The following is a 26278-nucleotide window of genomic DNA, read 5'->3' as shown; positions in this document are numbered from 1 at the left end:
GATTCCCCCTTCTATGCCAGTACCGCTCGGGGCAGTGAGACCGTAAAGACAGTGCCCTTCCCCTCTGTGCTGTTCACGGTTATCGTCCCGCCGCTCATCTCCAGGACGCGCAGCACCAGGGCAAGGCCAAGGCCGTTTCCCTCTGTGGAATGGGATGTATCCCCCTGATAAAATTTATCAAACATATGCTTCATCATCTCCGGCGTCATACCGCAACCGGTATCCCCCACCTCGGTGACGATGCGCTCTTCGTCAGAAAACTGGCGCAGGCTCACCGTTCCCCCCGATTTTGTAAACTTAAAGGCGTTGGACAGCAGGTTGTTCCATACCAGCTCCATGAGTTCTTCATCTGCCTCAATCACGGCACGGTCTTCCATGTCAGCTTCAAAATTAATCTTTTTCTGCTCCCAGATGGCCTCGAAGCCGATGGCGCAGTCGCTGAGCTGGCGGCAGAGATCGTATGGCTCCGGTTTTGGATGTATTTTCTGGCTTTCCAGTTTGTTCAGCTTCAGAATGTTGTAGATCAGCGATGTGAGGCGCTGTGTGCTCGACAGAATCCGTTCTGTATATTCCTGCTGTTTCGGAGTCAGCTCCGTGGTGCCAAGCAGCTGCGCATAGTTCTGGATGGCTGCCAGAGGCGTCTTCAATTCATGAGAAACGTTGGCCGCAAAATCATTTTTCAGTGTCTCGATGGAACCCAGTTCCTCCACCATCTTATTAAAATCCACAAACAGCGCGTCAATATAATCCATATCATTGGATGTATGGCGTTTGGGAATGTAGACGGAAAAATCCCCCTCCGCCACCTGTCTGGCCGCGGCGCTCAGCTTCTTTATCGGGCGGTCAAAATTCAGATACTTCCGCAGGGCCAGCCCACCGGATACGAGAGCCGCAAGAACAATACAATACAGAAAATACCATTTTATATAGGGACCAGATTCTTCCAGTATGAGATGGGCGCCGCCGTAGAAGATCGTCGGCAGCACCATCAGAACCGCCAGAAGAAACACCAGCGCGACATAGGCGGGAAAAAAGAAATAACGGCGGGTGACCCGTCCATCCTCCGTACTATGGTTTCCCGTCATAACAGCACCGCCTTATATCCCAGCCCCCTGATCGTCCTGATCTCAAACTCACTGCAGGCGGAAAATTTATCCCGCAGCTTCGTGATATAGACATCCACAGCCCGCAGACTGGTATCGCTGTCCACGCCCCAGAATTCGTCCATCAGCTGGGAACGAGAAAATGTATGATTGGGGTACGACAGCAGTTTAAACATGATGTTAAACTCCCGCGTGGTCACCGGAATCTCCTGTTCTCCCTGCATAATCTCCATGGCATCGGCATCCAGAACCATACTTCCCACCACCAGTCTGCGGCTGGCCTCAATATTGGCCCTGCGCAGCAGCGCCCGCACCCGCATCAGCAGTTCGCTTAAGTCCAGAGGTTTGACCATATAATCGTCGATCCCCAGATCGAACCCCCTCTGTTTAAAGGATAAATCATCTCTGGCGCTGACAAACAGGATCGGGATTCTCTTATTCAGCCCGCGTATCGTTTCGGCAAATGCAAAGCCGTCCGTTCCAGGCATCATGATATCAGAAATAATCAGATCGTATAAGCTGCTGTACATCTCGCCATAGGCGTATTCCGCAGAAAGCACTCCTCTCGCCTCATAACCGCAGTTATTTAGGTAACTGCAGATACTCTGTGTCAGTTTCTCGTCATCATCTGCCACCAGTATGTGAATCATAAAGATCGTCTCCCTTCTCATGATGAATCTTTTCCTTATAAGAGTCCTCTCTATGGAAGTCCTCAGCCTCAATTCGATTAATACGCCGGATCATATAAACACCAAGCAGGGCCGCACAGATTCCGGTTACCGTTCCCAGAAAACCATTGACCGACGGATCCTGCGCTTCATCTGCAAATGCAAGAATGGCCGACTGGGTCAGCACCAGCGAGATCAGCGAAGTCCCCAGACTGATCATCTTCAGCGCGTGGAGCAGGGGAGAATGGTACTTCCGGTACTTTATTACGCCCCATACATTGACGCCGATTTCCGTAAATGTGATCGCTGCAATGGTGATTGCCGTGATTTTACCATAATTGACGGTTTTCGGATGGCGGATTGTCCACAAGGAATATACAACATACAACAGGCTGGCAGCAACCATAACGGATCCGGCAAGACGGTAATAGCAATACTGCTTCTTCCGTTCCTTAGAATGCACGGTTCCCGCCAGGGCACAGTATCTTGCCGCCGTCATCCCCAGGGTATAACAGCCGTTTATGCAGGTAAACACCGAAAGCGACAGTGCGCCGAAGATGATTTTCCCCAGCCCCAGAAGCATACAAAGAGCGCCCGCCGCCCCCGTCATGTGCAGGGATCTGCTTTCGGACGCGCTGTAATTTTCCCTGATTCTCTGGCTTCCGTCCCCGATCCACTGGTACAGAATGTGCATCTTCTTCCTCCTTTTTCCGCCTTTTTTCTTACTGTATCATAGTTTTGTTTCAGAATTGTTTGAGTTTAAGGTATTGCTGCGATTATCCTTAAAGTTTTATTGTCACATTCAGCGCATGTTCTGTATCCGCCGCTGTTTTTATCGCTGTCTCGATCTGATCCAGAGGAAATTCATGGGTGATCATCGATTCCAGATCCCATCTTCCGCTCTCCATGATGTTCATCACGTCCCGCACATCCTCCGGCATATATCCCCCGGAACCGATGATCGATTTCTGCGCAAAGGTCAAATGCAGCAGATCGAGGCTTCGCAGCGCATTATTCACAGCGACGGAAACGAAGCGGCTACCGATTTTTCCCAGGGACATGAACAATTCCAGAATACACCCGGCTCCCGCTGCGTCGAGAAAGCAGTCAATATCGGCCGTATTGCCGGTCAGGGACGGCGCTGTGCCAAAGTATTCCACCGCCGCAGCGGCGAAATCATCCCGGTCGTTGTTGCAGACTGCAAATCCCAGTCTCTCAGCTGCCGCGAGCCTGAAATCCGATCGATCACAGACCATGACCCGTTCCATTCCAAAGTATTTTAAGGAGACAGCGGCCGCCAGCCCAATCGTACCGGCCCCAAATACCACCGCGCTCTCTCCAGCCTGCGGCTGTCCCCTTCTCGCCGCGCGGCATCCCACGGTAAACGGTTCAATCAGGCAGGCCATCCGGTCCGGTATCACCTGAGGAACCGAGTAGAGCGAATGATTCCGTTTCGCCTGGGGCACAAGAATGTATTCAGAGAATCCGCCAATTGTCCCGGCCCGTTTCGTATCATTTTTAGCGAAGCGCGGATACGGATAGACCCGCTCCCCCACAGTGAAATCCGTCACATTTTTACCAATTGCCGCCACCCGCGACACGGTCTCATGACCGAACTCTCCGCCGGTCGTTATGCGGTGTCCGGTATTCGGTCCATGCAGATACACAGCCACATCCGTCCCACAAATGCTGGAGTATATATTTTTAATCAACACATCGTCATCCCCGCACTCCGGCATGGGAATCTCTCTGATTTCGATGTCCTCTTTTCCCATATAAATTGCTGCTTTCATTGCTTCGTTCCTTTCCAGTGATTTATTCCTGTTATTTCATTCATTTTCTTGCTTTCTTTATCATACTGTGTTACAGTTTTCTGTACAATCATCAATATACCGATTTGTGTTGGAATAATGGAAAAGAGCTGACGCCATGAATACGAAAAATAATCAACGCTACCGGGAAACGGAGATTCGCATGGATGCCGCCATGCTGGATTTGATGAAGCACACAGAATTTGAGAAAATAACAGTCAAAAAGATATGTGAAACTGCCGGAGTCAACCGGTCCACGTTTTATGCGCATTTTACGGATATTTACGACATGCTGGATCGAATGGAAGATTTTTTGCATCAGGAGCTTCTGGAAAGCTATCCGTTCCACAGCAATCCGGAAGATCTGCCGTTCTCGGACCCGCTGATTCTCCTTTTCCTGCAGCATATCCGAAAGCATCAGTATTTCTACCGGATTGCTCTGCAGACCAGGCGGGCATTTCCGCTCAAGCAGGGATTTGAGCCCATGTGGAATCTGATTATAAAACCGCGCTGCCAGGCAGCCGGGATTACATCGGAAGACGAAATGATGTATTACTTCGTCTATTTTCAGGCAGGCTTCACCATGGTGCTGAAACGCTGGGTGGATACCGGGTGCAAAGAGAGTGAAGCCAGAATTGCCCAGACGCTTAAGAACTGTATCCCTGCTGTCTGGCAGAGGCTGAAACCATAGCAGGGCCAGGGCCGTTATCATCCGGAATATTCCGGATCATGCGGTTGTCGCAGGCGTTCCGGCAAAGGCAATCAGATAGACCTGGCTTCTCTGGGCTTACCGTATCCCGTAAGCCTTTTGACTGCCTCTTCCCGGTCACTGGTAAAGAACACATCCGTTCCATGATTACTCTCGTAGATGAAATCCTTCAGGGGCTTGCTTGTATATCTGGAAAAATCACCGTAGACCGCGAACTTTATCCCATAATTTATAAACTTCTGCAGGATTTCGCCTGCCAGACCTGTGCTGAGAATGAAAAATTCTTCTGCGACCGCCTTCTTATTCAGCGCAATCCTATCACAATCAGTCTCATATTTCATACTCATCATGAAGTCCAGCGCCGACTGTACGTCCTTGAGAATGCATTCCTCGCTGTAAATAACCGCGGCTTTTGCCTGATTCATGATTATAATTTCTGTCTGCATACCATATTTCTCCCTTTCTTTTGATTTTTTGTGGTGATTCATTACTTATTTGTTCATTAAACTCAGAGATCTATTACCAGGTAATTAATTATTCTGGCAGCGACTGCCTGATAACTACTTGATAAATAACGACTGACTCCCTGGCAAACTACTGATGGGATCTGGTATTTTCCTCATTACCGTATTTTACCGCATTTTCACGCATTTGTTCAGTCGTCATTTCAATGCCTTCAGTCCTTCGCGGAACCGGAGAGTCCATTGAAGTTCGGCCTCATAGGACTGGCAGAGATTATCATAGATCTGGTCCCATACATAGTGCTCCTGCTCAGACCGGTTTGGAAAATATTTCTGACGCCGTTTTTCCTCCTGCCGCATTGAAATCTGTTCTCTGACCTGTTCCTCATACCGGGCAAGGAGCTGGTCAATCTTTTCTTTTTCCATCAGTCCGGCCCAGGAAATCTGAATCAGAAACGCTTTCTTAAACTCCGGAATTTCCGGTTCTGTCTCCAGAATCCACGCTTCCAGGGCCGCCTTCCCACGATCCGTGATTGAATAAACCTTCTTGTTGGGCGCGCTTTCCTGGTACTGCACCTCGTTTGTAACTAATCCCATATCAAGGAGCTGTACCAAAGCTTTGTAGATCTGATTGTTATTCCCCGACCAGTACATGACCGGCGAATCCTGCATCATGCGCTTCATGTCGTAGCCAGTCATTGGCTTCCAGCTCAGCATTCCTAAAATTGTGTAATCAATTGTTACCATGATAATAATCCTCCTTTTTGATGGTGAAACGGTTTTTCGGTGTTTTAACTGCTTATAGTTGGGGCAGGGATGGGTATGTTGGTTTCAGGTTTTAATTGGGTCCAGGTATTATTGCCTTTAGGTTTTTTCGCCTTTAGGTTTATCGCTTTTAGGTATGCTTGATTAAGTTCACACATCAATGCTCCCATCTGTTATCCTTTTTATATTTTATAAGTTATGTTTAACCTATGTTATTTATAACATATCATTATTTACTATGTCAATCCTTTTATTTTTATCTCCCCTCATCCACACACGTCAAAAAAACAGCCAAACGCCCTCCGTTCCAACAACAGAAAACCATCCAGCTGCTTTACTTTCTCTGCAATAGTCTCTAACCCTACCGCCTCTTTATTTCCTCAAAAGTCTCCTTATCATACCGCTTTATCTCTCTGTGAAACAGGGAGTACGTCAGACGTACCTCAAGATACTCTCCCTTTTCCACCCGCTTCACCTTGGGTATTCCATTTACGATGTCGCACACCTTCACTTCCTGCCTGCCGCTTCCGATTAAAGTTACCGCACCTCTCCTCTTTTTCATCCTGGCCATCCTGACCTCCTGCCCCCGGTCACCGCGTCCGGCACGCCGTTCCTGACTCGTAAGCCTGGAGCGCAGCTAACAAAAAGCAATTTACAGGCACGCTCTACGCCTCCACAATATTCTGCAGCCATATCCCCTTTTTCACCAGCACATACCCGATCACGCATTTAATAATTTCGATCATCTGGCATGTGAAATAAAGCGGAACGATCGGTACCGCCGTATAGCGGCTCAGCACATAGGCGCACGGAATGCTGACCACCCACATGAACACGCTGTCAAAGATAAAGGTCACAATCGTCTTCCCGCCGGAACGCAGGGTAAAATACGACGCGTGCAGAAATGCCCCCATTGGCATATACAGCGCAATCACCCGGATAAATGCAGTCGCCAGCGCTTTCACTTCATCCGTCGTATTGTAAATCATAGGGAACAACGGCGCCAGAAGCGCCAGCACAGCGCCAATTCCAAGGCAGAGGCAAACGGAAAATGCAATCAGCTTCGTATCCGTATCCCGCGCTTCCTCCATCTTTCCTGCCCCCAGCAGCTGGCCGATGATGATGGCCACCGAGTTGCCCAAAGCAAGATACACCACATTGAATACATTTCCGATGGTGGAGGAAATATTGATTCCCGCCACTGCCGCCAGACCGCGCACGGAATAGCACTGCATTAACGTCGCCATGCCGCCGGCCCACAGAACTTCGTTGACCATCAGAGGCATCCCTTTAATAATGATCCGCCTCACCAGACTTCCTGGAATGTACAGGCTGCGGTACGCCCCTATGATAAATGGATTTTTCTTTTTATGGCAGTGTGTCCACCGAATGACAATCCCTGCCTCGATAAATCTGGATATCACGGTAGCTACGGCCGCGCCTACTACGCCCAGCACCGGCGCGCCGAACTTTCCAAAAATAAGGATGTAGTTTAATACGAGATTCACAAGAACGGCCACGATTCCCGCTTTCATGGGAATAACCGTCTCTCCGCACTCCCTTAAGGTGCTGGTGTAAACCTGCTCGACGCCAAACGGAATCATCCCCAGAATCATAACCAGCATGTACTTATGGCCCTGATCCAGCGCCAGAGCCAGCCCCGCCGCATTCTCTTCACCGTGAAGATACATGGATATAAAATCTTCTCCCCATACCAAAAACAGAAAGCCCGCCACGACGATAATCAGGACGCTGAAGATAAGCTTAAAACGGAACGTATGGCGCACGCCCTCATGATTTCCACTGCCATAAAACTGCGCGCTGAAAATACCCGCGCCGGAAATCGCCCCGAAAATGCTGATATTAAACACAAACATCAGCTGATTCACAATGGCCACGCCGGACATCTGCTCCGTTCCCACCATTCCGACCATAATATTATCCAAAAGCCCCACAAAGTTCGTGATGCCGTTCTGAATCATGATCGGCACTGCGATTGCGAGTATCATCCGATAAAAAGCTCTGTTTCCAATATATTTTTTCATCCGTATATGCTGCGGAATCCACGTCCGCAGTCCCCCCCTTATGACAGTCTCTTAATTGTCTCCAAAGTATATCATACTTTTTCCTCTCTTACAATGCGGGAGTTCTCGAAATCCTCGGTCTTTTCCTCCCACTCCCGGAGACACGCCTCCAGCTCCAGACGTTTTTCCCGGAATTCCCCGTTGTGTGCCAGATTCACCTCTTCCAGCGGATCTTCTTCATGGCCCAGTACACAGTGGTGCGGATTGCACCTTGCCAGCAACGAACCTCGAAACGGGCTGCAACGCGGCATGCCGGAGTACGCCATTTCAAAATCACAGCCGATACGGGCCAGCCAGTCCATGTTGGGTGGTGACACATTAGGATCACCGTGAATCCCAATCTTTCCCCTCCATCAAAAATGTCATACAGTTTTAACGCTCTCCCGCACATTCTGTGCACGAGCCGCTGAGGCAATTAGAAAAACGCACAGATTTCGTTTCCAGCCATTGCTGAAATCTGTACGCCTTCACCGCAAAATCTTTATATTCTTCTATTTACAGCCTGCTCACTGCCTAATATAATGGAAGCAGGCAGTACCTACTGTTGGATGACTTCCATCTCCGAAAGGGGGTGGTATAACATGAGTACATATGAGACACTTTCTTTGATGATTGTGTTTGGAGTACTTATCGTTATGATTACAGGTACAAAAAAATAGTCGCCCAACCTACCAAGTTTAACGACTACTTTTTATAACAGTTATTCTTTGGAAGCCACTCACTGGAGTGTACTGCCCTTTTTGTACCTTTATTATAAATCAATTCCAGTTCTTCTGTCAATCATGATTTTTTCAATCATCAGCATTTTTATACTGAGTAAGTATGTTTCCGTGGTATAAGTTTTAATAGCTAAAGCCAACTATAAGTTCACGCCGTAAACAAAGATTTCTTTTCTATTTACAGCCTGTTCACTGCCTTGTATAATGGAAGCAGGCAGTACCTACTGCTGGGTGACTTCCATCTCCGAAAGGGGGTGGTATAACATGAGTACATATGAGACACTTTCTTTGATGATTGCGTTTGGAGTACTTATCGTTATGATTACAGGTACAAAAAAATAGTCACCCCGCCCACCAAGCATAGTGACTATTTTTCATTAAGTTATTAACTTGGAAGCCACTCACTGGAGTGTACTGCCTTTTTGTACCTTTATTATAAATCAATTCCAGTTCTTCTGTCAATCATGATTTTTTCAATCTATTATATATCATAATCTTTATTCCCTTATCCGGCTATCCGCCGCAGTTTTCCCTCAGCATCCATATCTGCCTCAAAACAAATTAAGCTCCAACTGCTCATTCACCTCAACCTGCGACAGCACTATCGTCTCCTCCTCCGATCCCCGGATATGATCGGACTTCAGATACTGCATCCCGTTCCTCAAATTGGCCGCAATCAAATTCAGCACATAAATATTGTTAAAACGGCTGTAAATCGACTCACCGCCCAGGCCGGACAGGCAGATCAACTGGGTATCGGTCTTTTCGGCCATATCCATCAATGGTTTTAATAAATGGGAGGCGTTCGTCTGCGCAAATGGATTGTCCATAAGCAGAACCTTGCCCTCCGCCCGGTCTGCGAAAATATCCGTCTCATCTTTTCTCATATAGTAAAGCAGGCTGTTGAGAATAATAAACGCCGATAAAAATCCCTCGCCGCCGGAGTTTTTCGCCACTTCTGACCAGGTAATCGGATACTCCCTCTTCTCTTCAATCTTATACAGACGAATTTCCACATTGCCGATTCCAACCACAGTATCGTACAGCGTCTTCGTCGTCACTCTCGTTCCCAGATACTCTGAGGCGTTCTGGTTCTCCTGAAGAAGCTCGATCCCCCTTGCCGTGATCTCATCCATAAAGTCCATCAGGCGGACGTGATAGAGATTCTCATTCTCCTCCCAGCTGGGGATCTGGATCTTCAGCATTTTAATCTGGCGGTCACGGACGGTGATCGTAGAATTCCGGTCTATTTTTCCAAGGTTTGCGTGAACCTCACGGACGTAATCCTCCAGGATCTCCACGATCTTATCTTTCTCCTTTTCAATCATGGAGATGTCCACCTCAAGCTTTTCCATCAGGCTTTCATAGGAAGAAAGTACTGTGGTAAGCTGCATAATCACCTGCTCTGCGCTGCCGGTAAGAAGGAGAAGCGTCTCCAGCGGCTTTTTGAAGAATTCTTCTGCAAATTCCTCCCGCCGCACTACACGGTTTAACGTCTGTTCCAGATCTGCCTTTCTCCCGCTCCTCTTCTCGAGGGCCTGCCGGTAATCGCGGATCATGCTTCCTTTAAAGTCTCCTAACTGCTTCGGCGTCATATTCTCCAACGGAATCTGCGAATCCCAGGCCAGCCCCTCTGCCGGCGAAAATTCCCGGTATTCCGAGAGAGCCGTCAGATTCCCCTCATAAGACCGCAGCTTCTCTTCCACTGCACGGAGCCTGTCCCTCGCATCCTTTACCCTGTCCATAGCCCGGCTCCGGCGGACGTCAAAATCCACCTGTGTAATCGCATCTTTCGGCAGCGGCTCCTCCTCGCCAAACTTTTTAACCATATCTTTTTGACAGCGTTCTTTGTTCTGTACTGCAAGTGCCACAAGCTTGTCTTCCTCGTTCCATTTCCTCTCGCTGATCTTTTTTTCCGTCTGCTTCGTCTCCAGCATATCATCCACACGGTCTTTTTCCTCCGCACTGTACCAGATATCCTGATACTCTGCATCGCTTAACCGGTACTTCTCTGCCAGCCGTTTTAATTCTTTTTCATTCTTCTCATAGGCGGATAAAGTCTTTCGGCAGTTTTCCTCCAGCTCCCTTTCTTCACCGGAAAGATTTCCAGTTATGGCCGCATACCTGGCTTCCAGGCCCACCGCCTCTTCCTGAGACGGAATAGCCAGACGGCATTCTCCTGCATCTATTGCACTTACACCTGTGCCCGAAACCGCTGCTTCTTCCACAACTTCTTTCGCAGCTTCTCCCGCAGGCTCTCCTCCAAACCCAACGTAAATCTGCCGTTTCCCCTCCGTCTCCTTCATCCGCTCTCTTAAAAGCCCATTTTCACCTTCCAGTGATTTTTCCTTCGCCTCCATTTTATCGCAAAGCTGCCTGCTTCTCTCCTGGTCCTGCCTCGTCGCCTCCATCTTATCCCGGCACTTTAACAGCTCGGCCCGGCTCTCTAAGTACACTTTATAAAAACCGGTAAGCGCTGCCAAGTCTTCCTCCTGGCGCTTAAGCCCCTCTATTTTCCGCTCCGCCTCCGCGCTCTCCCGCTCCAGAACACGTTTTCGTTCCTTATGGGACGACTGCTTTGCCGACAGCTTAAGGATCCCGGCGTTCAGCTCCGAAATCTTCTCTTCCAGCCGGCCGATCTCCTGTTCTACCGCATCGTACCGCTCCTTCGTAATTGTCTGACTCCGGATCTTCTCCTGTTTTTCAAAATACTCCCGGTAATCCTTGTCCTTCTGGTCCGCCGCCTGCCTCTTTCTTCCAATCTGCACCTCTTTTTCCCGCATCATCAAAGCCAGCTTTTCCTCGTCCAGAAGATTATCATTAAACAACACGTAAAAACTGATTTTGCCCAGCGAAACGATTCCGCCGTCGCACTCCGCCGCTCCGTCTTCCAAATCCTCCCGCTTAATAATCGGAATGGGAAATGACGTAAACAATTCATTTCCACTCTTAATCAGCTTCTCCAGCTCTCCGCGGCTTAAGATCAGGGAATATGGAAGAAACGGCTGCCTTCTGATCAGTTTCTGGTTTTTCTCCACGGAATTGCCATTTTTCTTCAGCCACTCCATTCCATAGACCCGGCGCAGTCCGGTCTGTTCCAGCATCTCCTCGAATTCAGCGGGCAGCTCCAGCACGCTTCCTTCCGCCAGCTTCCGGTATTCCTTTTCCAGCTCGTCCAGCTCTTTCTCAAACCCGCGCCGCGCCATGGCGATGTCGCTCAGCTTCCGTTCAATGGCAGTCAGGATCCTGTCCCGTTCATACAGATATTCCTCCGGAAGCTCCAGATAGCGGAGAATCACACGCCGGTCCTTCCGTTCTTCCTCCAGACGGCCCAGTTCCTTCGTTTGCTCCTTTTTCGCCGTTTCCGTGAGGATTAAATCCTTTTTCGCATCCTCTAAATTCCGATCCACAATCCGCAGCTCTTCCTCCAGACGGCCGGCCTCACGCTTTCCCTCCGTCATAAGGCGGCTGACTTGCTCCCGCTCTCTGATAAGCCCGTCCGCCGCCATTTCCAGCGCGGCAGGTTCATACTCGCCCAGTATATTCCGTCTCAACGACTGGCGGTGTCTCCGATTATACCGTTCCTCCTCGCCGTCGTAACCGGATATCCTGGTCTGAAGGCCGCCTGCCAGACGCTCCGCCTCCTGCAGCGCTTTCTGATATCCGGCCTCGCGCCCCTTAAGCTCTGCAATCCGCTCTCTTGTAACGCGCAGAGACTCCGTAAGTCTTTCCGCTTCCTCAGACTCCTTTCGGTAAATCTCCCCGTAATAAGCCTTAAGTCTCGTCCCCAGCATTACGCGCTCCGGCTCTAAATCCTCTTTCTTCTGCCGAAGCGCAGCCAGACGCTCATCCGCAAATCGATAATCTCTGAAGCTTTCCCGGGTAATCTCCCGCCATCTGGCGCATTCCAGAAGCCGCAGCTTTTGTGTCAGGCCCTCGCACTCGTGCTCCAGGCTGTCCAGTTCAAAGCCCGCCATATCGCGGCGGCGGGCGTGAAGCGTCTGCTCCTCCTCATATCCGTGGATCTCGCAGGAAATCTCTTCATATCCGATTCTCTTAATCTCAGCTTCCAGCGCCTCTGTCTCGTCCTGTACGGTGGCTTTTTCGTTCTCCGCTTCCGCCTCCAGACGGTCCAGTTCACCGATAAATGCAGCAATCTTCCCCTCGTGAGCGGCAGCGGCGGCAGCCTCTTCCCTGTAGCATTCCGCATCCTTTAAGACCTCACCGGCCTCCTCCCGGAATAAGCGGATGGTATCCCTGCGCTCAATCTTAGAGCGGTTTTCCTTATATTGGCTCACGTATTTGGTGACTATATTCTCAAATTCCTTCATGCGGTTTTTGTCTTTATTCAGCTTATTTTCCACCGCATCGAGAAACCATTTTTCCACCAGCCCCTTCTCATCGCGGCAGTCGGAAAACAGCTCTGAGAGGCCCGATTCCTTTAAGTTCACCTTTTTAATAATCGTTTCCCATTCCTTATAGTAGATCCGAAATTCCATGAGACGGTCAAAATACTGTCTCGACTGAGGCGCCTGGTTCATATCATAGGAAGAGAATTTGACAGACCGGTCCCGCCTCCACTGCTCAAACATCTGGCGGCACACGCCAAAGCCCTTTAACGCCATCTCTTTTTTCGTCTTTTCGATCACCGGTAAATGGTCGATATCCAGCTCGCACCGCGTCTTATACTCACTGATGAAATTAACCATCTCCAGCTCTTCGCCGTTTCCCTCCGACAAATCCTGGTTTTTCCTCACCATCATTCCGGTCATCACATATCCCGCTCCGCCGTCCAACACCCATTCCACCAGAATAAACGTGGGTTTATTCGTCGTAAAATAGCTGGCAAACGGCCGGTCCCTGGAATCCCGGTACCGCTTGTGGACAAAGGGCGCCGTCATCATCTGAACCAGAACCGACTTTCCGCCTCCGTTGCGCAGGGACAAAAGGGTGCTTTTTCCTCCCAGGCGGAACGTCTCGTCATTGATCCGTATGGCGTTGTTATTATAATTTAAATTAATAATCCTGACCGCATTGATCTTACTCATGTTCCACCCCCAGCACCTTTAAAACTCTCTGAAACTGATTCTGGTTAAGCAGATTCCAGTCCATAAAACTGTCCAGCTTTTTCGTGGTCTTAATCATCTCGTCTTCCTCCACAAAATCAATCAGCCCCTGTTTCTCCAGAAAATTCAGGATATGATAGAGGAATCCCTCTTTCGTCGTCTTTGCCTTTGAGCCCCTGTCATCGGAACGGAGCGCCTCATACGCCTCCAGCATGTTGGAAAAAGCCAGGCCCTCCCGCTCTTCCTCATCTTTTGCCCGTTCGCATCCCTCTTTCAGCCTTTCGGAAATACAGTTTTGAAGTTCTCCCACCTTCATATACTCCCTCGCCTTACTGCTGCTTCCCTGTCCATCGTAGAATTCCACCAAAAGGGTGAGAATGACAAACTGCGACAGGTAGTAATCCTTATCTGTCGCTGTGGATTTGCAGAGCGCCTGCTTTAACTGATTTTTCGAAAATCCCAGGAAATTATTATCCTCTTTTGGAATTAGATAGATCACCCCGCCGTACCGCTCTACGAAGCTCTCCGCCGCATCCCCCTGGCTCTTTACCAGGTTTTGGATCTGCTCCTGCTCCGTATACGCCTGATAGAGATACGGTTCATCCTCTTCCCTCAGCTCCCGCTTCATCAAAAGATGGTAAAAGATCTCCTGGCTCGTTCTGATATCGGAAAATTCATATGCCATTTCACTGTTCTCCCTCCTGTCACACGCGATGTCCTAAAAGACGCAGAAGGACATTGGAGCATCGGATATTACAGAGTCTTCCCTCAGCATTTTTCACACCTTCAAATACGATTGTCTCTCCATCCTCGATCCGGTACGCCTCCAGCGCCGTCACGTCCGCCAGGCTGTCGTCCTGCTCCAAAAGATCGAGAAACATCTCGCTCAGCCGGAATTCCGCACTTTTATCGCCCAGGCTCTCGCTTCGCTCCTTTTTAAGCATCTGCACGTCGAGTCTGCCGCTCTTAAGCAGTTCCACCATAATCTCCTTAAAAATATCCGTATCCGGAACCAGTTCTTTTAACTGATCTCCCAGCGTCTCTCTGATTGCTTTTAGAGAGATTTCTCCCTCTCTCTTTAAAAAGCCGAGGAGTACCTTTAGACTGGCCTCATACATTTTCAGCCGTTCGCGCCTGTACTCTTCCTCGCTGCCAAGTACTTCCTCTTCAAAGGAATAGATACTTTCCGCCTCTTCCTTCTTCTCCCTGACCGGCTTCTGGAATTCCAGGGCCTTGTTGATATTGTAGATCTTATCCTGTTCCCGGTTAAACAGCGGCCTCAGGAAATATTCCAGCCGGTCTAAGGCAGTCACATCATCCAGTATCTTATCGTAAAGGTCATTTCTTAAATGAAAACGCCGAATCAGCGCCATCTGGGAAATCTGCTCCAGTTCCCTGGTGTAGAGCGCCTTTAAATCAAAATGGCTGCTCAAAATCTTCTGATACTCGTCAATCGACCGGTCTAAATAGCCCTCTATAATCCTGAGATTTTCCAGCGACTGTTCATCCTGTTTTCCCAGACGCTTTACGTTAATATGTTCTTCCTCCAGCTCTCTCTCCCGCTTTCTCACAACCTCCCGGTAGTTCTGGAACTTCTGCTTTGTGTCGGCGATTGTCTCCAAATTTCCTTCCAGAATTTCACGGTAATCCGCCACCGTGTACTCTAAGGCATTCCTCCGGATGCGGTTCATGGTCTCCTCGATCTTCTGGAGCTGGATTCGCAGCAGGTTAAAGATATTCTTAATCTCATCCACCGCTTTGTCATAGCTGGCTTTCTCCAAATGCATCTGGAAAATGATCTCGTGGATCGTCAGCTTCATATTATTCTCCACCTCTAAGGTGGAAAGAATCAGATTGTATCCGTCGTCCGTCAAATAGTAGGATGTCCTCTTCACATCCGAGTCCACGTAGACGATCCGGTTGGCCACAAAGCTGATATGCATGATTTTATAAGCGTTCATCTCAAAATCATACCCGTCAAAATACATGGCGCGGCCCTCATTGCAGAGCACGACGTTAATCAGAAATTCTCCCAGCTCCTTGCACTCCTCATAGGACAGTGGTTTCTGAAGATATTTCTGATTAACGGAATCAAGATAAGCACCGATATCATCCATAGTGCACGGCTCGTCCTTTAGGGACTGTTCCATAATATAGAGCAGAACTGCAAAGATCATATTAATCTGCTCATCCATTTTTAAGAATCCATACTGTTTCCAGGTGGTCTTCTGAAAGCTGTTTTGAAAAAGAAGGGCGTACATGCCAACGCTTTTCATACGCTTCCAGAACTGTTTTAAAAAATCATGTTCCATCGTAATCACCAGGCCTCATTGGCAGATCGCTGATCGTTAAGCATTCCTGTGGGATATACTTGCCCGCCAGAAGAACCACCTTCATTTTTTCCTGCTCCGCTGCTTCAAAATAGCCAAAAAACAGTTCTCCGCCCCGGCGGCTCTGCTTCTCCTTCATCCCGGGCAGCGAACAGAGGCCGGAATCAAGGCTGTCCTGAGAGGTCAGAGTGTTCAGCACCTTTTCAGTCATGGCTATATAAGCGGCTTTAAAGGGCTCTATCGCCCATTCCCCGCCAAACCGGCCGCATAAATCTTCATAAATGGAAATCCCCTCATAATCAAGATCGCCGAAATAGTAGATTTTATTCCCAGAATTGGTAATATATGGCTCCATACACAGAGAAAAATCCCGGAATGAACGGAGAATCTGTTTCCCGGCGCCGTAGATAAGAGTTCCCGTCTCCAGCCCGAAAATCGGACCGCCGCCGCTGATCAAATGGCGCCTCATGGTATAAAAAGTATCCTTATTCTCTATAATCAGCAGATTCTGCGGCACCTTTTTCGTGTGGGAATAGTAAGCCAACGGTTCCGACGTATCATAGATATTCAGCATTTCCATGGATATCCCCATGTGCCTGCACACCGTCTTTCCTTGCTCTTCCTTAAGAAATTTTTCCCTGCCCCAGATCTCAAAGCTCCGCTCGTTCATGGACTCTTCCGTCCGAAGCTTTTCCCGGCAGTTCTTCAAATACCAGTCCATCATCAGCACCCAGGAACGCTCTGCCTCATAGACCTCCGGATGAGAAACGTAATAATCGATTCCAATCGCAGGCGATAAGCCGTATTCCAGTTCTTCCTTAAGAAGCCGAAGCCGCTCCAGCCGTTCCTTTTGCTCCTCTTCCGGCTCTGTAATCCAGTATTCCAGATAAAGCGCCGGCTTCTTCCCGTTCTTTCCGGAAGCAGCCACAGGCTTTATGCGTCCCTCCCGGATCAGCGACATGATGTGGTCGTACTGGATTTGGTAGGATGTCTTCTCTGAATTTCCAGTCAGCTGATCCAGCGTTATCCGCTTCATCTGTATACCTCCTATTGTCTCTTTGGTTAATCCATTGATTCGATTTTATTCTTACATTCTAATATGTTTTTTCTGTTAACTCAACCTTTTCTTTTTTATTTGTTCTTACAGGACGGCAAAATTTTCACGTAGCGGCATAAGGGCGGTGATAGCAGATAACAACATTAGGAAAGCCTCAGTAAAACTGTACTTTGCTTAACACAGCTTTGTACAATTTTACTAAGGCTTTCTCTCTTAATTTATTTACTGTCTTTCATCGGAGCACATTAGCAGTTCACAATTTTAAACGGAGTTAAACAGGGATTATGTCCGTACCGCTAATCACAGGGAAATATCTCCTGCAGCGCATGAATAATAAATTGATTTCTTTTTTCCATCTGTTCCTTCATACTACGTTTTGTCCAGTCATAAAATCCCACATGGTTTTCTCCTTTGTTACCGTTTTTCCCCTCCTCGACCATCTTCTGTAATACATAGTTTTTTGTATTGTTTTTCAGTCCCGGCAAAACAGTATTTTGCACTGATAACGCTAAATCAAGACCAATTGCATCAATATGCTCCAATGGTCCCCAGGCTGGAAATCGAATGCCCATCCCCATCTTTACTGCAGTATCCACATCTTCCGGACTTGCAAGTCCCATGTCAACTATATTTACTGCCTCCCTGATTATCACTTGTAAAATGCGGTTTGCCAACTGTCCCGGTAAATCTTTTCGAACAAGTACAGGCGCCTTCCCCCATGCTTTCAGAGTATCTTTTACTCCTTCTGCCATGACTTCGTCTGTTTTATCCCACATAACAACTTCTACAAGCGGAACCAGATGTGCCGGCAGCCAAAAATGCGCTGTCATCGTCCGCTCAGGATAATATTCCGCTTTTGCAGCAATATCCGTAATCCTCATGCCTGATGTGTTTGAAAGAATTGGTACATTTGCGGGAAGCACAGAGTCAATTTTCTGAAATAATTCCTGCTTCGCCTCCAGATTCTCATAAATAGCCTCAATTACAAGATCTGCTCCCTGAAGTGATTCTTCTAAATCGCTGGATGTTTTCAGTAGTTCACTAGCTGTTTTTCCTGCCTCTTCCCCCGATAGTTGATTGCTTACCCTCTCATTAATACATAAAAACGCTTTCACCTTACCTGCCTGTGCTCTTTCGGCAGTTGTATCAACCAGGACCGTAAGATTCCCTGCAAGCGCGCTCATTGCACCAATTCCACTTCCCATCATGCCCGCGCCTATCACTACCACTTTACTCATACTCTTCACACTTTCCTGTAATTTTTATTCTAACTTAGATTATAGACTCCTGTTTCAGGACTTTTCTCAGCAAAACAGTAATAGCCATGCTGATAATGAAGATGGCCACGGCGATGGCATTTCCTCTGCCATATTTATTGTTTTCAAAGGCCGTTAAATACATATACATCGGCAAAATCTCCGTACTGTGATAAGGTCCTCCTGCAGTCATGACAAATATCTGATCAAAGGCTCTGAACGCACCAATCACCTGTAGAATCACAATCATTTTAACAACATCCCATGAAAGAGGCAAAATCATATACCGTATCAACCGCAGCCCTGTACAGCCATCAAGACTTGCATATTCCAGTACCTCCTCCGGAATATTATTAAATGCAGAGTTAAACATCATAATCTGAACCCCCACACCGCTCCAGAGTGCAACAAGTATAGCTGCGGCGAATGCTGTATCCGAAATTCCAAGTGGACTTACATCCGCACCATATCCCAGCCATTTCATAAACCCCTTGGTTATACCAAAAGAAGGTGAAAATAAATACCGCCAGATATAGCTAACGGCAACGCCGGATAAAACGGTAGGAATAAAATAAACCGTTCTGAAAAAATTTTTTCCACGCATACCAATATAGATCAAATAGCCGAAAGTAAATCCTATTAACATACTGCCAATTACCGTAGCTACCATATATATCAGGGTAAGACGAAGTGAATTCCAGAAACTGGTATCCTGAAACATCCAAATATAATTTTTCATTCCCGTAAATTCTTTTGCTGTAATACTTGTCCATGAATACGTTGACAAACGAACAGCCTCTACAATCTGCCATATCAAAAACAGGATATAGATTACGGCTCCCGGAGCAATAAACGACAAAATAATCCACGGTTTATTCTTTTTACTAATCCGCATATTCCGTACCTTAACCTTTCACAGCGCCCATTGTCATGCCTTTTACCATTTTATCTGACGCGAAAGCGTATGCAAGCAGACTGGGCAAACAGGCAATAAACAATCCGGCAAACAACTGAGTCTGTTCATTCTGTACATCAGAAACGAATCCACGAAGCCCAACAGTCAGGGTTTTTAACTCGGGACGTTTTATTAGCAGGGTGGAAACAAGTAATTCATTCCATGCTGACATCATTGCCAGAATTCCAATTGTTATCATTCCGTCTCTGATAAGTGGTACAATAATCCGCAGAAAGCACCCCCATACAGAACAACCATCAATCGTCGCACATTCCTCCATTTCTTTTGGAATACCTGCCAGAAACCCCTCCAGTATAAAAACGGAAAATGGAATCCTAAATGCCGCATAGACCAATGCAAGCACCAAAAGATTATTCTGCATCCCCCAGCTTAATGTATTTAAATACAATGGTATCACAAGACTATGTACTGGGATCATCATCCCTGCGATAAAAAAATAATATAATGCATTTCTTCCCTTAAAGTTTATTCTTGACACTACATAAGCAATCATTGAGGAGCAAACCAACGTCACTATTACACTGATAACAGTCACTATCGTACTGTTGATAATATTACGGACCAAACCGGAATTCACCCATGCATTATAATAGTTCATGAAATCCAGTTGATGTGGAAGCCCCCACGGGTTGACCGACAGATCCTGCGTTGTCTTCAAAGATGACATTAACAACCACCAGATAGGCCAAATGGTAAAAATAGCTAATACTATCATTGCCGCATAAGCAACATATACGACATGTTTATTACCTATCTTAATTTGAATTTGCATTTTCTCTCTGCTATCCTGCTGAAACCAACCCATGAGATACTCCCCTTTCTAAATGCATCAATCGCTGGTTGCTACTTCCTGCATACGTTTAATACCCTGTTCTGCCGTCATCTCTCCGGCAATCATCATCGGTACTACTTCCTTCTTAAGCGTCATGTCAATTTCAGGTTTCGATGTCAGACCATCCATTGGACCAATAGAAACTGCTGCCGCAAGATACATCTGATAAAGTTTATTTGTCACTGTCGGAACCTTGGATTGATCATAATCTACCTTTCCTGCAGGAAATGAATAACCATTTTCGATCAGTTGACTCATATATTTCTGACTCGTTAAATATTTACAATACTCCAGGCTCGCTTCAATCTGATACTCTTCCTGTTTTGTGCTGATCACATAGCCCGCCGGTGTGCCGCCGACAATCGCGTCACCGTCCCCATTTTCAGTTATATTGGGAAACGAAAATACATCCAAATTTGCATTAACCCAGTCGGTGCCTCCTGCATTGATATACTGGGCAATACGCCAGATACCTTCATAGCTCATAGCGATTTCTCCACCGATCATCATGGCTGGCTCATCAATAGACATTGATATACCGTTAATACCATTATGGAAAAATTTATGATCAATCAACTGCTGCAATGCCTCCAACGTCTGAGGAAACCCATACTCTTCATTTCCCCACTGATCAAAATCCTTTGTAGCCAAAGCTCGTGTCTTGTCAACGCCTGCTGTTGATACCATCATCTGCGTAGTCAGCCATGCGTAACGAAAGTCTGCTCCTCCAACGGCAAACGGGGCAATCCCCGATGCATTTATCTTATCACTCAGTGCAAGAAGATCATCAAAGGTTTTCGGTATTTCCCAACCATGCTCTGAAAACATCGTCTTATTATAATATACCGCACCAATGGTACCCTCATGTGGAAGGAACGGCAGATGTCCCTCTTGATCAGCTACGGCAGTACGCTGTGCTTCCGTCAAAAAATCAGTAAAATAGGAGTAGCGGTCAATTTTATACACATCAGCCCAGTCTATAATCAGCCCATCTTGAATAAATGAGTTTGCATAAGAAGGAACACACCACGAAATGCTGGGAGGCTCTGAACCTGCAAACTCAACAGCTGCATTCTGCCGCCATATGGCGGTATCTCCTGAACCATCCAGAATGACAGAGACGTTCGGATAATCAGCCTTAAAAGCTTCGTTTGCCTCTTCAACAAGCCACCAATAGGCACTTGAAGAGCCGCCTGGTATTGTAATACGAATTTCAAAGTCTTTGCCATCATTCAGTTGATAAACATCCAAACCAGTATACTCAGATACTCCTATCGGCTTCGCTCCTGCACCATAGATTCCACTTTCAGCTTCAACCGTAGTTTCAGTTTCAGACGTTGTACCTGATGTGGTATCGTCTATTGCCTCCTTTCCTATATCCGCTTGACCGCATCCTGTTAGAATAGAAGCAGTCATTACCAATGCCAGTAATCCGCTTAATTTTTGTTTTTTCATATTTTATTTAACCCCCAACAGTCTGTTTTTATCAACCAGCACTTCAATTCCATTTTCATCTATAACGCGTTCTAAATCTACGCCGTCAATCTCTACTATCACCAGTTCCATACGGCATAAAACCTTACAGTCATTTTCCAAGTGACCCGTGTAGGTTTTCGACTCTCCCTGATACGTGGACATTACCATATGAATATGTGGCTGACCGTTAGCAATAATACCGCTCATAGCTGCCACTCCAATTGCCTGCGACTCCCATGTCTGCATTGCATTTTGTACTGGAAAGCTTGTTGTTACTACAGAATGCATGGTACAGGTTTCCAAGGTCCCCAGCCCTGCTGTGACAAAGCCATTCGTAATATGCTCCTTTTCTATCAGGTCACATATACTTTCCAGCAAGAATTCACCTCGTGTAAGCTGTAAAACATGAATTTTCTTCCCCATTGTTCCATAAAAAGCAGGCATTTCCCCTCCCCTTTCTGATTTATTTTTGAGAATCTGTCTCCATATATTTAAATTCTACACCTTCATTAGAATCACTGAAGCCAGTTCTGGTATCATTATTAATTCGAAAATCACTGTTCAATTTTTTTAATTTGAATGCCCAGTCAAGTTCATCCGGGAAATCAGGAATAACAATGTTCCCAAAATGAGTTGCTTCAAGCTGTATTTTTTCTTCCAACCACTCTCCTGTACCTGGATTAAACCATGAAAGTTCATAAATATCATAAGGACGAACTCCCCGGATCTTAATACGCGGGCAGTCTTTTTCAGCAAAGCCCATAATCAGATCCCGCTTCCTTGTAGCCGAACAGAAAGCCCATCCCCTCCAGCCGGCCAGCTTGCCGCTCTTATTTGGAGAAATCAGCTCAGCATCTGGTATAAGTTCCTGATATCTCTTACCTTCAGAAAGAAGGAAGTCCCTGAAATAGCGAACCTGATCACTCACAGGGAATGTCATAGTATCCCATATTTTATAGGGTTCCTCCTCCGGCTCAACATTACCACTCCACCCAGCCTCAAAACCAGCAAGAATTCCTCCGTAAGCTCCACTCAGCACACTTCCAAAATGAGAAGAACGGGCATTTAAATGATCTTCACGACTTTCGACATTACCAACCAATACCTCCGAAAGTCTGTCATTTTCATCTGCCTGAATAATAATGTGCCCGGAGTAATAAGGTTCACCATTAATAGCCGGTACAGGATTCTCGTCATTATAAATGTCAGTCAGCCACCAGTAATACTGATGATCTCTCCAGTTTCCTATTTGATCAAAGGTTTTCCAATGCTGTTCTTCCGGTCCGCCATATGCTGCTTTTGTCGATCCTGGAGCATTTGTCCCCATCAGGGTTCCAAATGGCGGCTGACCGTAAATATCCACAAACAGATTCAGTGGTTCATTAAATTCACGGGCATCAATCGACTGTAGCTTTCCATCATAATGAATAGGGCTAAAAAGACAGTTGTTTGCCTGATAACGGGCAAATATATACTGAATATAGCGGGTATAAACCATCGGCCATTCATAATAATACTTAAATGTCATGGAACAGTCACGGCGAAGGGTCTCAATAAAAACAGTAAAACCATTCTCATTAAGCCAATTCATCTTCTTATCAAGCACCTTCCAATATTCTGGATTAATACGGTCATAATCTGGAACAACATCTTCATATCCAGGAACTCTTCCTGGAAATTCAAATGGACGTCCGCCTTCATTATGCATATCTCTGGCGGTATAAGTACCTTTATTATGAAACCATTCATCAACACTGGCCGCGGCCCATGCGCCTCTTATGTAAGTACCATGTTCATCATCCATTTTTATATTGGCAGGTTTTCCATCCTTTGCCCATGTAGGAAATGCAGCAATCATGCCGACTGTATTATATCCCTGGCGGCGACGATGACGGGCCATATCCTTCATACTCATACCAGGTCCGACAGGATGCTCATCATCTTCTTCTGTCCAGGGGTAACGATAGGAAGCCAGCGCCCACCATGTATCTCCAACCATGACATATGGAGTTCCATCCGCATATTCCATAGCATGCCCATTTGCCGTAGCCTTAACAATTCCTCGCCGACATGGATTCTGTTCTTTCTCCTCCTCCGTCCATTCAATGGCCAGATATCCGCCTGACTTTCCTGTCAGGCCGTCATCCTCAACACTGGCACCAGAAACGTATGTCCATATTCCGGGCGCAGTGGCTGTCACTCGGATTCTGAAGACATCCCCCCCATCCCAGAAACCATAAACACGCTTCTCAAATCCAGGTCCCTTTAAGTCAGCCCATACAGTTACATCTGTATATGGGTTGTGATACTTTTCCTTAGCAGTCAGAACAATTTCATGAACTTCCCACATGTGGATCACTGATTGTTTCATCCTTTTCCTCCTTTAATGATTAAGACATCACCAATACGTACATAATAGCTTTTCTAAAATGTAAATATTTTTATTTACTTTTTAAGTATATAGTATATTTTTATCTTTGTAAATACATTTTTAATGTGCATTATAACCATTTTTAGGGTGATATATTGTCTATATTCCCTTTATTTTTACATTTATTTACATTTTTGTACACTTTTCACATCATTTATGAAAAAATATCTAATTTTTATATTTAATAATATTGTCCTCATATTTTTCTTCATAAATACAGGTAGATTGACAAATGTAAATTTTTCTGTTACTCTAATACTATCTCAAACATGAAAGGATTTACCTTATGGCTGATACCACAATCGTGGATGTAGCCCACCATGCCGGTGTATCCATCGCTACGGTGTCCAGGGTTCTCAATGGTCTCCCCGGTGTACGTCCCAAAACAATAGAAAAAGTTAGAAAAGCAGTTTTAGAATGTCATTATGTACCAAAGCAGATTTCCCGTTCTCTAAACTATGAATCAAATAAAGTGATTGGCATTCTGGTATCGGATATTACCAACAGCCACTTTTCAAGTTTATCCAAAGTAGTTTCGAATATTATGCATGAGTATGGTTATCGAGTAGTGATATGTAGCACCAATGATGACCCTGAGCAAGAGCTTGATTTACTACAGCAAATGGTCGACTGGCATATCTGTGGATTAATACTTAACACGACAAGCCGTATTAATAATTTTGTTACTCAACTTAGTCAAAATATCCCTATTGTTCTTATAGAGCGCAATATTAACAGTGATGACTTCAGAGGTGACTGTATATCATCTAACAATCAAAGTGGCGTAGCTATGTTAACACAGCACATGCTTCAGCATGGTCATAGAAAAATTGGAATTATCAATGCAGAATCCCCGGTAAGTTCTGCAATGGAACGTTTTTCCGGATTTGTCCAGACCATGAAAAGTGTTGATATCACTGTAGACGCCAACTATCCTTATTTGTATACAAGTGAACACTTCAATATAGATGGTGGTTTTCTGGGAGGAAGATATCTTATGAATCTGTTGGATCCCCCAACAGGAATTATTGCCACCAATAACTCATTGGCGCTGGGCTTGTATAAATATCTACGCATTAATCGGATCGAAGTACCCGAAAAAGTATCAGTCCTGTCTTATGGTAATATTGTAAACAGCGAATTACTCTATATAACACCTGGATTTGTTACATTAGATCCTTTCTATATCGGTGACAAGGCTGCCAGATGCCTGCTTTCCCGTATAGCAGAGCCGGATCTCAGAAACAGAAGCGTTATTTTTGAACCAGCTCTTTCTCCTTGCAACAGTGTGGCTACTATATTGTAAATATTGTAAATAATATAAACAAGAATCTTGAAAGAGGAATTATCCGCCTGCGGCGGGTCGTGTAAACGACATTTCCTTGCCACCGTAGTGTGCCCTCCGTGGAACGGTTTTTATTTAACAGGAGCACTTTTGTGTTAAACAAAAAGCTCCCAGCTCTGCAAATAAATAATTGCAGGGCTGGAAGCTTTTTATTATACATTTAATTTTAAAGAGCAGTGTAAAGAATTATGTGTCTTAGGTAGAAATGTCTATTCTCTGCTCAAAGACAGTTTTAAAGATATCCTGCAGGAACTTTTAGAAGCTGAGATGGATGCTGCTCTCGGTAATACCAGAAATCAAAAAAAGCGATCTGGATATCCCCAATAAGCGGAATGGTCATTCGAAAAAGACTCTTAAAAGCCAGTTTGGTGAATTCCAGGTTGACATCCCAAGGGATAAAAACGGTGAGTTTGAACCCAGGCTCATTCCCAAGTACCAGCGGGATGTTTCCGGTATTGAAGAACAGGTCATTTCCCTCTATGGAAGAGGGATGTCCACCAGGGATATTCATGATCAACTCAAAGATCTCGACGGAATCGAAATGTCCGCAGAAATGGTCAGCCATATCACATACCGGATCCTTCCCAGAGATTAAAGAATGGCAGGCCCGGTCATTAAATTCCATCTACCCGTTTGTTTTATGGACTGCAGCCATTATAAAATCCGAGAAGAATGCAGAATACTAAGCCGTGTGTGTGGTTCATATGCTCCGGAGTTCCTTTAAATATATCAATTACAATAATTTAAAGAAGTTTGCTTCCGATTTCAAGGCAGTTTATAAGGCGCCGACCGAATCAGCAGCGTTATCAGAGCTGGAAGGGATCAAAGAAAAGTGGGGAAAATACTGTATCTGGCCAGTGAGAATGTAGCGAAGAAATGGACTCAGAGATATCGAAACTGGGACCAGGTATTCAGCCAGCTGATTATCCTTTATGATGAGCGCCTGACGAAATATCTTTAAAGGAAAGGGGGAGCAACGCTCTGCCAGTAGAAGTCCTGCTCCCGCAATATTCCGTCGGCATTCATAGTATTACCAGAAACCCGCCAATTTATTCCAGAGGCCGGGTGTGGGCAGAGCCCACAAAAAGGTAATGCGAAGAATGCCTGCTTAAGATGCAAAAAATAGAAAAAGATGGTATAGACCAGTGTGAATTGGAAATACTATAAATAGAACGAAGGAATTGACATC

General features: G+C 46.1%; 23 protein-coding genes and 1 pseudogene. 5 read left to right on the top strand and 19 right to left on the bottom strand.

Features of this window, described 5'->3' with window-relative positions; genetic code table 11:
* Positions 1–11: 11 nt before the first annotated feature.
* The 4 genes from NE473_RS09910 to NE473_RS09895 all read right to left on the bottom strand — a co-directional run bounded on the left by NE473_RS09910 (position 12) and on the right by NE473_RS09895 (position 3564).
* Positions 12–1085 carry a sensor histidine kinase gene (locus tag NE473_RS09910; protein WP_055650510.1) on the bottom strand — a complete coding sequence of 358 codons (1074 nt, stop codon included), beginning with the start codon at positions 1083–1085 and terminating at the stop codon, positions 12–14.
* A complete protein-coding gene (locus NE473_RS09905; protein ID WP_055650509.1) occupies positions 1082–1753 on the bottom strand; it encodes a response regulator transcription factor in 672 nt (223 codons plus the stop codon). The genes NE473_RS09910 and NE473_RS09905 overlap by 4 nt, the downstream gene beginning before the upstream one ends.
* Positions 1728–2465 (bottom strand): hypothetical protein, encoded by a 738-nt coding sequence (locus NE473_RS09900; RefSeq protein ID WP_055650508.1) that lies wholly within the window; start codon positions 2463–2465, stop codon positions 1728–1730. The genes NE473_RS09905 and NE473_RS09900 overlap by 26 nt, the downstream gene beginning before the upstream one ends.
* Positions 2466–2553: 88 nt before the next feature.
* Entirely contained in the window at positions 2554–3564 is a 1011-nt protein-coding gene (locus NE473_RS09895) for a zinc-dependent alcohol dehydrogenase (protein WP_055650507.1), read from the bottom strand.
* 136 nt (positions 3565–3700) lie between these two features.
* On the opposite strand from NE473_RS09895, the gene NE473_RS09890 reads away from it, so the two are divergent.
* Complete coding sequence (locus NE473_RS09890) at positions 3701–4273, top strand: TetR/AcrR family transcriptional regulator (protein WP_055650506.1); 573 nt, start codon at positions 3701–3703, stop codon at positions 4271–4273.
* A gap of 71 nt (positions 4274–4344) precedes the next feature.
* On the opposite strand, the gene NE473_RS09885 is transcribed toward NE473_RS09890, so the two are convergent.
* The 5 genes from NE473_RS09885 to NE473_RS09865 all read right to left on the bottom strand — a co-directional run bounded on the left by NE473_RS09885 (position 4345) and on the right by NE473_RS09865 (position 7918).
* Positions 4345–4737: a DUF4180 domain-containing protein gene (locus tag NE473_RS09885; protein ID WP_039891084.1), complete on the bottom strand. Its 393-nt coding sequence runs from the start codon at positions 4735–4737 to the stop codon at positions 4345–4347.
* Positions 4738–4953: 216 nt separating this feature from the next.
* The gene (locus NE473_RS09880) at positions 4954–5499 is read right to left on the bottom strand and encodes a PadR family transcriptional regulator (protein WP_006772226.1); all 546 of its coding nucleotides are present in this window, start codon (positions 5497–5499) and stop codon (positions 4954–4956) included.
* A gap of 379 nt (positions 5500–5878) precedes the next feature.
* Complete coding sequence (locus tag NE473_RS09875) at positions 5879–6079, bottom strand: UDP-N-acetylmuramoyl-tripeptide--D-alanyl-D-alanine ligase (RefSeq protein ID WP_118041921.1); 201 nt, start codon at positions 6077–6079, stop codon at positions 5879–5881.
* Positions 6080–6182: 103 nt separating this feature from the next.
* The gene (locus NE473_RS09870) at positions 6183–7562 is read right to left on the bottom strand and encodes an MATE family efflux transporter (RefSeq protein ID WP_006772224.1); all 1380 of its coding nucleotides are present in this window, start codon (positions 7560–7562) and stop codon (positions 6183–6185) included.
* Positions 7563–7633: 71 nt separating this feature from the next.
* Positions 7634–7918: a hypothetical protein gene (locus tag NE473_RS09865; RefSeq protein ID WP_155521594.1), complete on the bottom strand. Its 285-nt coding sequence runs from the start codon at positions 7916–7918 to the stop codon at positions 7634–7636.
* A gap of 204 nt (positions 7919–8122) precedes the next feature.
* Here NE473_RS09865 and NE473_RS32830 point away from each other — a divergent pair, with 204 nt between their 5' ends.
* Positions 8123–8260 (top strand): putative holin-like toxin, encoded by a 138-nt coding sequence (locus NE473_RS32830; protein ID WP_349675628.1) that lies wholly within the window; start codon positions 8123–8125, stop codon positions 8258–8260.
* 264 nt (positions 8261–8524) lie between these two features.
* Positions 8525–8662 carry a putative holin-like toxin gene (locus NE473_RS32825; protein WP_006772222.1) on the top strand — a complete coding sequence of 46 codons (138 nt, stop codon included), beginning with the start codon at positions 8525–8527 and terminating at the stop codon, positions 8660–8662.
* A gap of 209 nt (positions 8663–8871) precedes the next feature.
* Here the strand turns inward: NE473_RS32825 and NE473_RS09860 are convergent, their stop codons facing one another.
* From NE473_RS09860 to NE473_RS09815, 10 genes are all read right to left on the bottom strand, one after another.
* Positions 8872–13368 (bottom strand): coiled-coil domain-containing protein, encoded by a 4497-nt coding sequence (locus NE473_RS09860; RefSeq protein ID WP_055650504.1) that lies wholly within the window; start codon positions 13366–13368, stop codon positions 8872–8874.
* A complete protein-coding gene (locus NE473_RS09855) occupies positions 13361–14071 on the bottom strand; it encodes a DUF6063 family protein (protein ID WP_006776631.1) in 711 nt (236 codons plus the stop codon). Before NE473_RS09855 ends, NE473_RS09860 begins: the two co-directional genes overlap by 8 nt.
* A 19-nt stretch (positions 14072–14090) precedes the next feature.
* A complete protein-coding gene (locus NE473_RS09850) occupies positions 14091–15698 on the bottom strand; it encodes a hypothetical protein (RefSeq protein WP_055650503.1) in 1608 nt (535 codons plus the stop codon).
* Positions 15688–16752 carry a Wadjet anti-phage system protein JetD domain-containing protein gene (locus NE473_RS09845; protein WP_055650502.1) on the bottom strand — a complete coding sequence of 355 codons (1065 nt, stop codon included), beginning with the start codon at positions 16750–16752 and terminating at the stop codon, positions 15688–15690. The genes NE473_RS09850 and NE473_RS09845 overlap by 11 nt, the downstream gene beginning before the upstream one ends.
* 317 nt (positions 16753–17069) lie before the next feature.
* Complete coding sequence (locus NE473_RS09840) at positions 17070–18011, bottom strand: 3-hydroxyacyl-CoA dehydrogenase family protein (protein ID WP_055650501.1); 942 nt, start codon at positions 18009–18011, stop codon at positions 17070–17072.
* A 34-nt stretch (positions 18012–18045) separates the two neighbouring features.
* On the bottom strand, positions 18046–18768 hold the full coding sequence (locus tag NE473_RS09835; RefSeq protein WP_196411659.1) for a carbohydrate ABC transporter permease: 723 nt from the start codon (positions 18766–18768) through the stop codon (positions 18046–18048).
* 166 nt (positions 18769–18934) lie between these two features.
* Positions 18935–19810 (bottom strand): carbohydrate ABC transporter permease, encoded by an 876-nt coding sequence (locus NE473_RS09830; protein ID WP_070102801.1) that lies wholly within the window; start codon positions 19808–19810, stop codon positions 18935–18937.
* A 24-nt stretch (positions 19811–19834) separates the two neighbouring features.
* Entirely contained in the window at positions 19835–21292 is a 1458-nt protein-coding gene (locus NE473_RS09825; RefSeq protein ID WP_055650499.1) for an ABC transporter substrate-binding protein, read from the bottom strand.
* Positions 21293–21295: 3 nt separating this feature from the next.
* Complete coding sequence (locus tag NE473_RS09820) at positions 21296–21757, bottom strand: PCC domain-containing protein (RefSeq protein WP_055650498.1); 462 nt, start codon at positions 21755–21757, stop codon at positions 21296–21298.
* 19 nt (positions 21758–21776) lie between these two features.
* Positions 21777–23684 (bottom strand): DUF5060 domain-containing protein, encoded by a 1908-nt coding sequence (locus NE473_RS09815; protein WP_070102800.1) that lies wholly within the window; start codon positions 23682–23684, stop codon positions 21777–21779.
* 346 nt (positions 23685–24030) lie between these two features.
* Between NE473_RS09815 and NE473_RS09810 the strand changes: the two genes are divergently transcribed.
* Both NE473_RS09810 and NE473_RS09805 read left to right on the top strand, forming a co-directional pair.
* Entirely contained in the window at positions 24031–25050 is a 1020-nt protein-coding gene (locus NE473_RS09810) for a LacI family DNA-binding transcriptional regulator (RefSeq protein ID WP_055650497.1), read from the top strand.
* 177 nt (positions 25051–25227) lie between these two features.
* A pseudogene (locus tag NE473_RS09805) lies at positions 25228–26050 on the top strand (transposase).
* Positions 26051–26278 lie beyond the last annotated feature (228 nt).

This window comes from Hungatella sp. SL.1.14 (genome assembly GCF_024460495.1).
Taxonomy (GTDB): Bacteria; Bacillota; Clostridia; order Lachnospirales; family Lachnospiraceae; genus Hungatella; species Hungatella hathewayi.
This window is presented reverse-complemented; position numbering and strand designations above follow the sequence as displayed.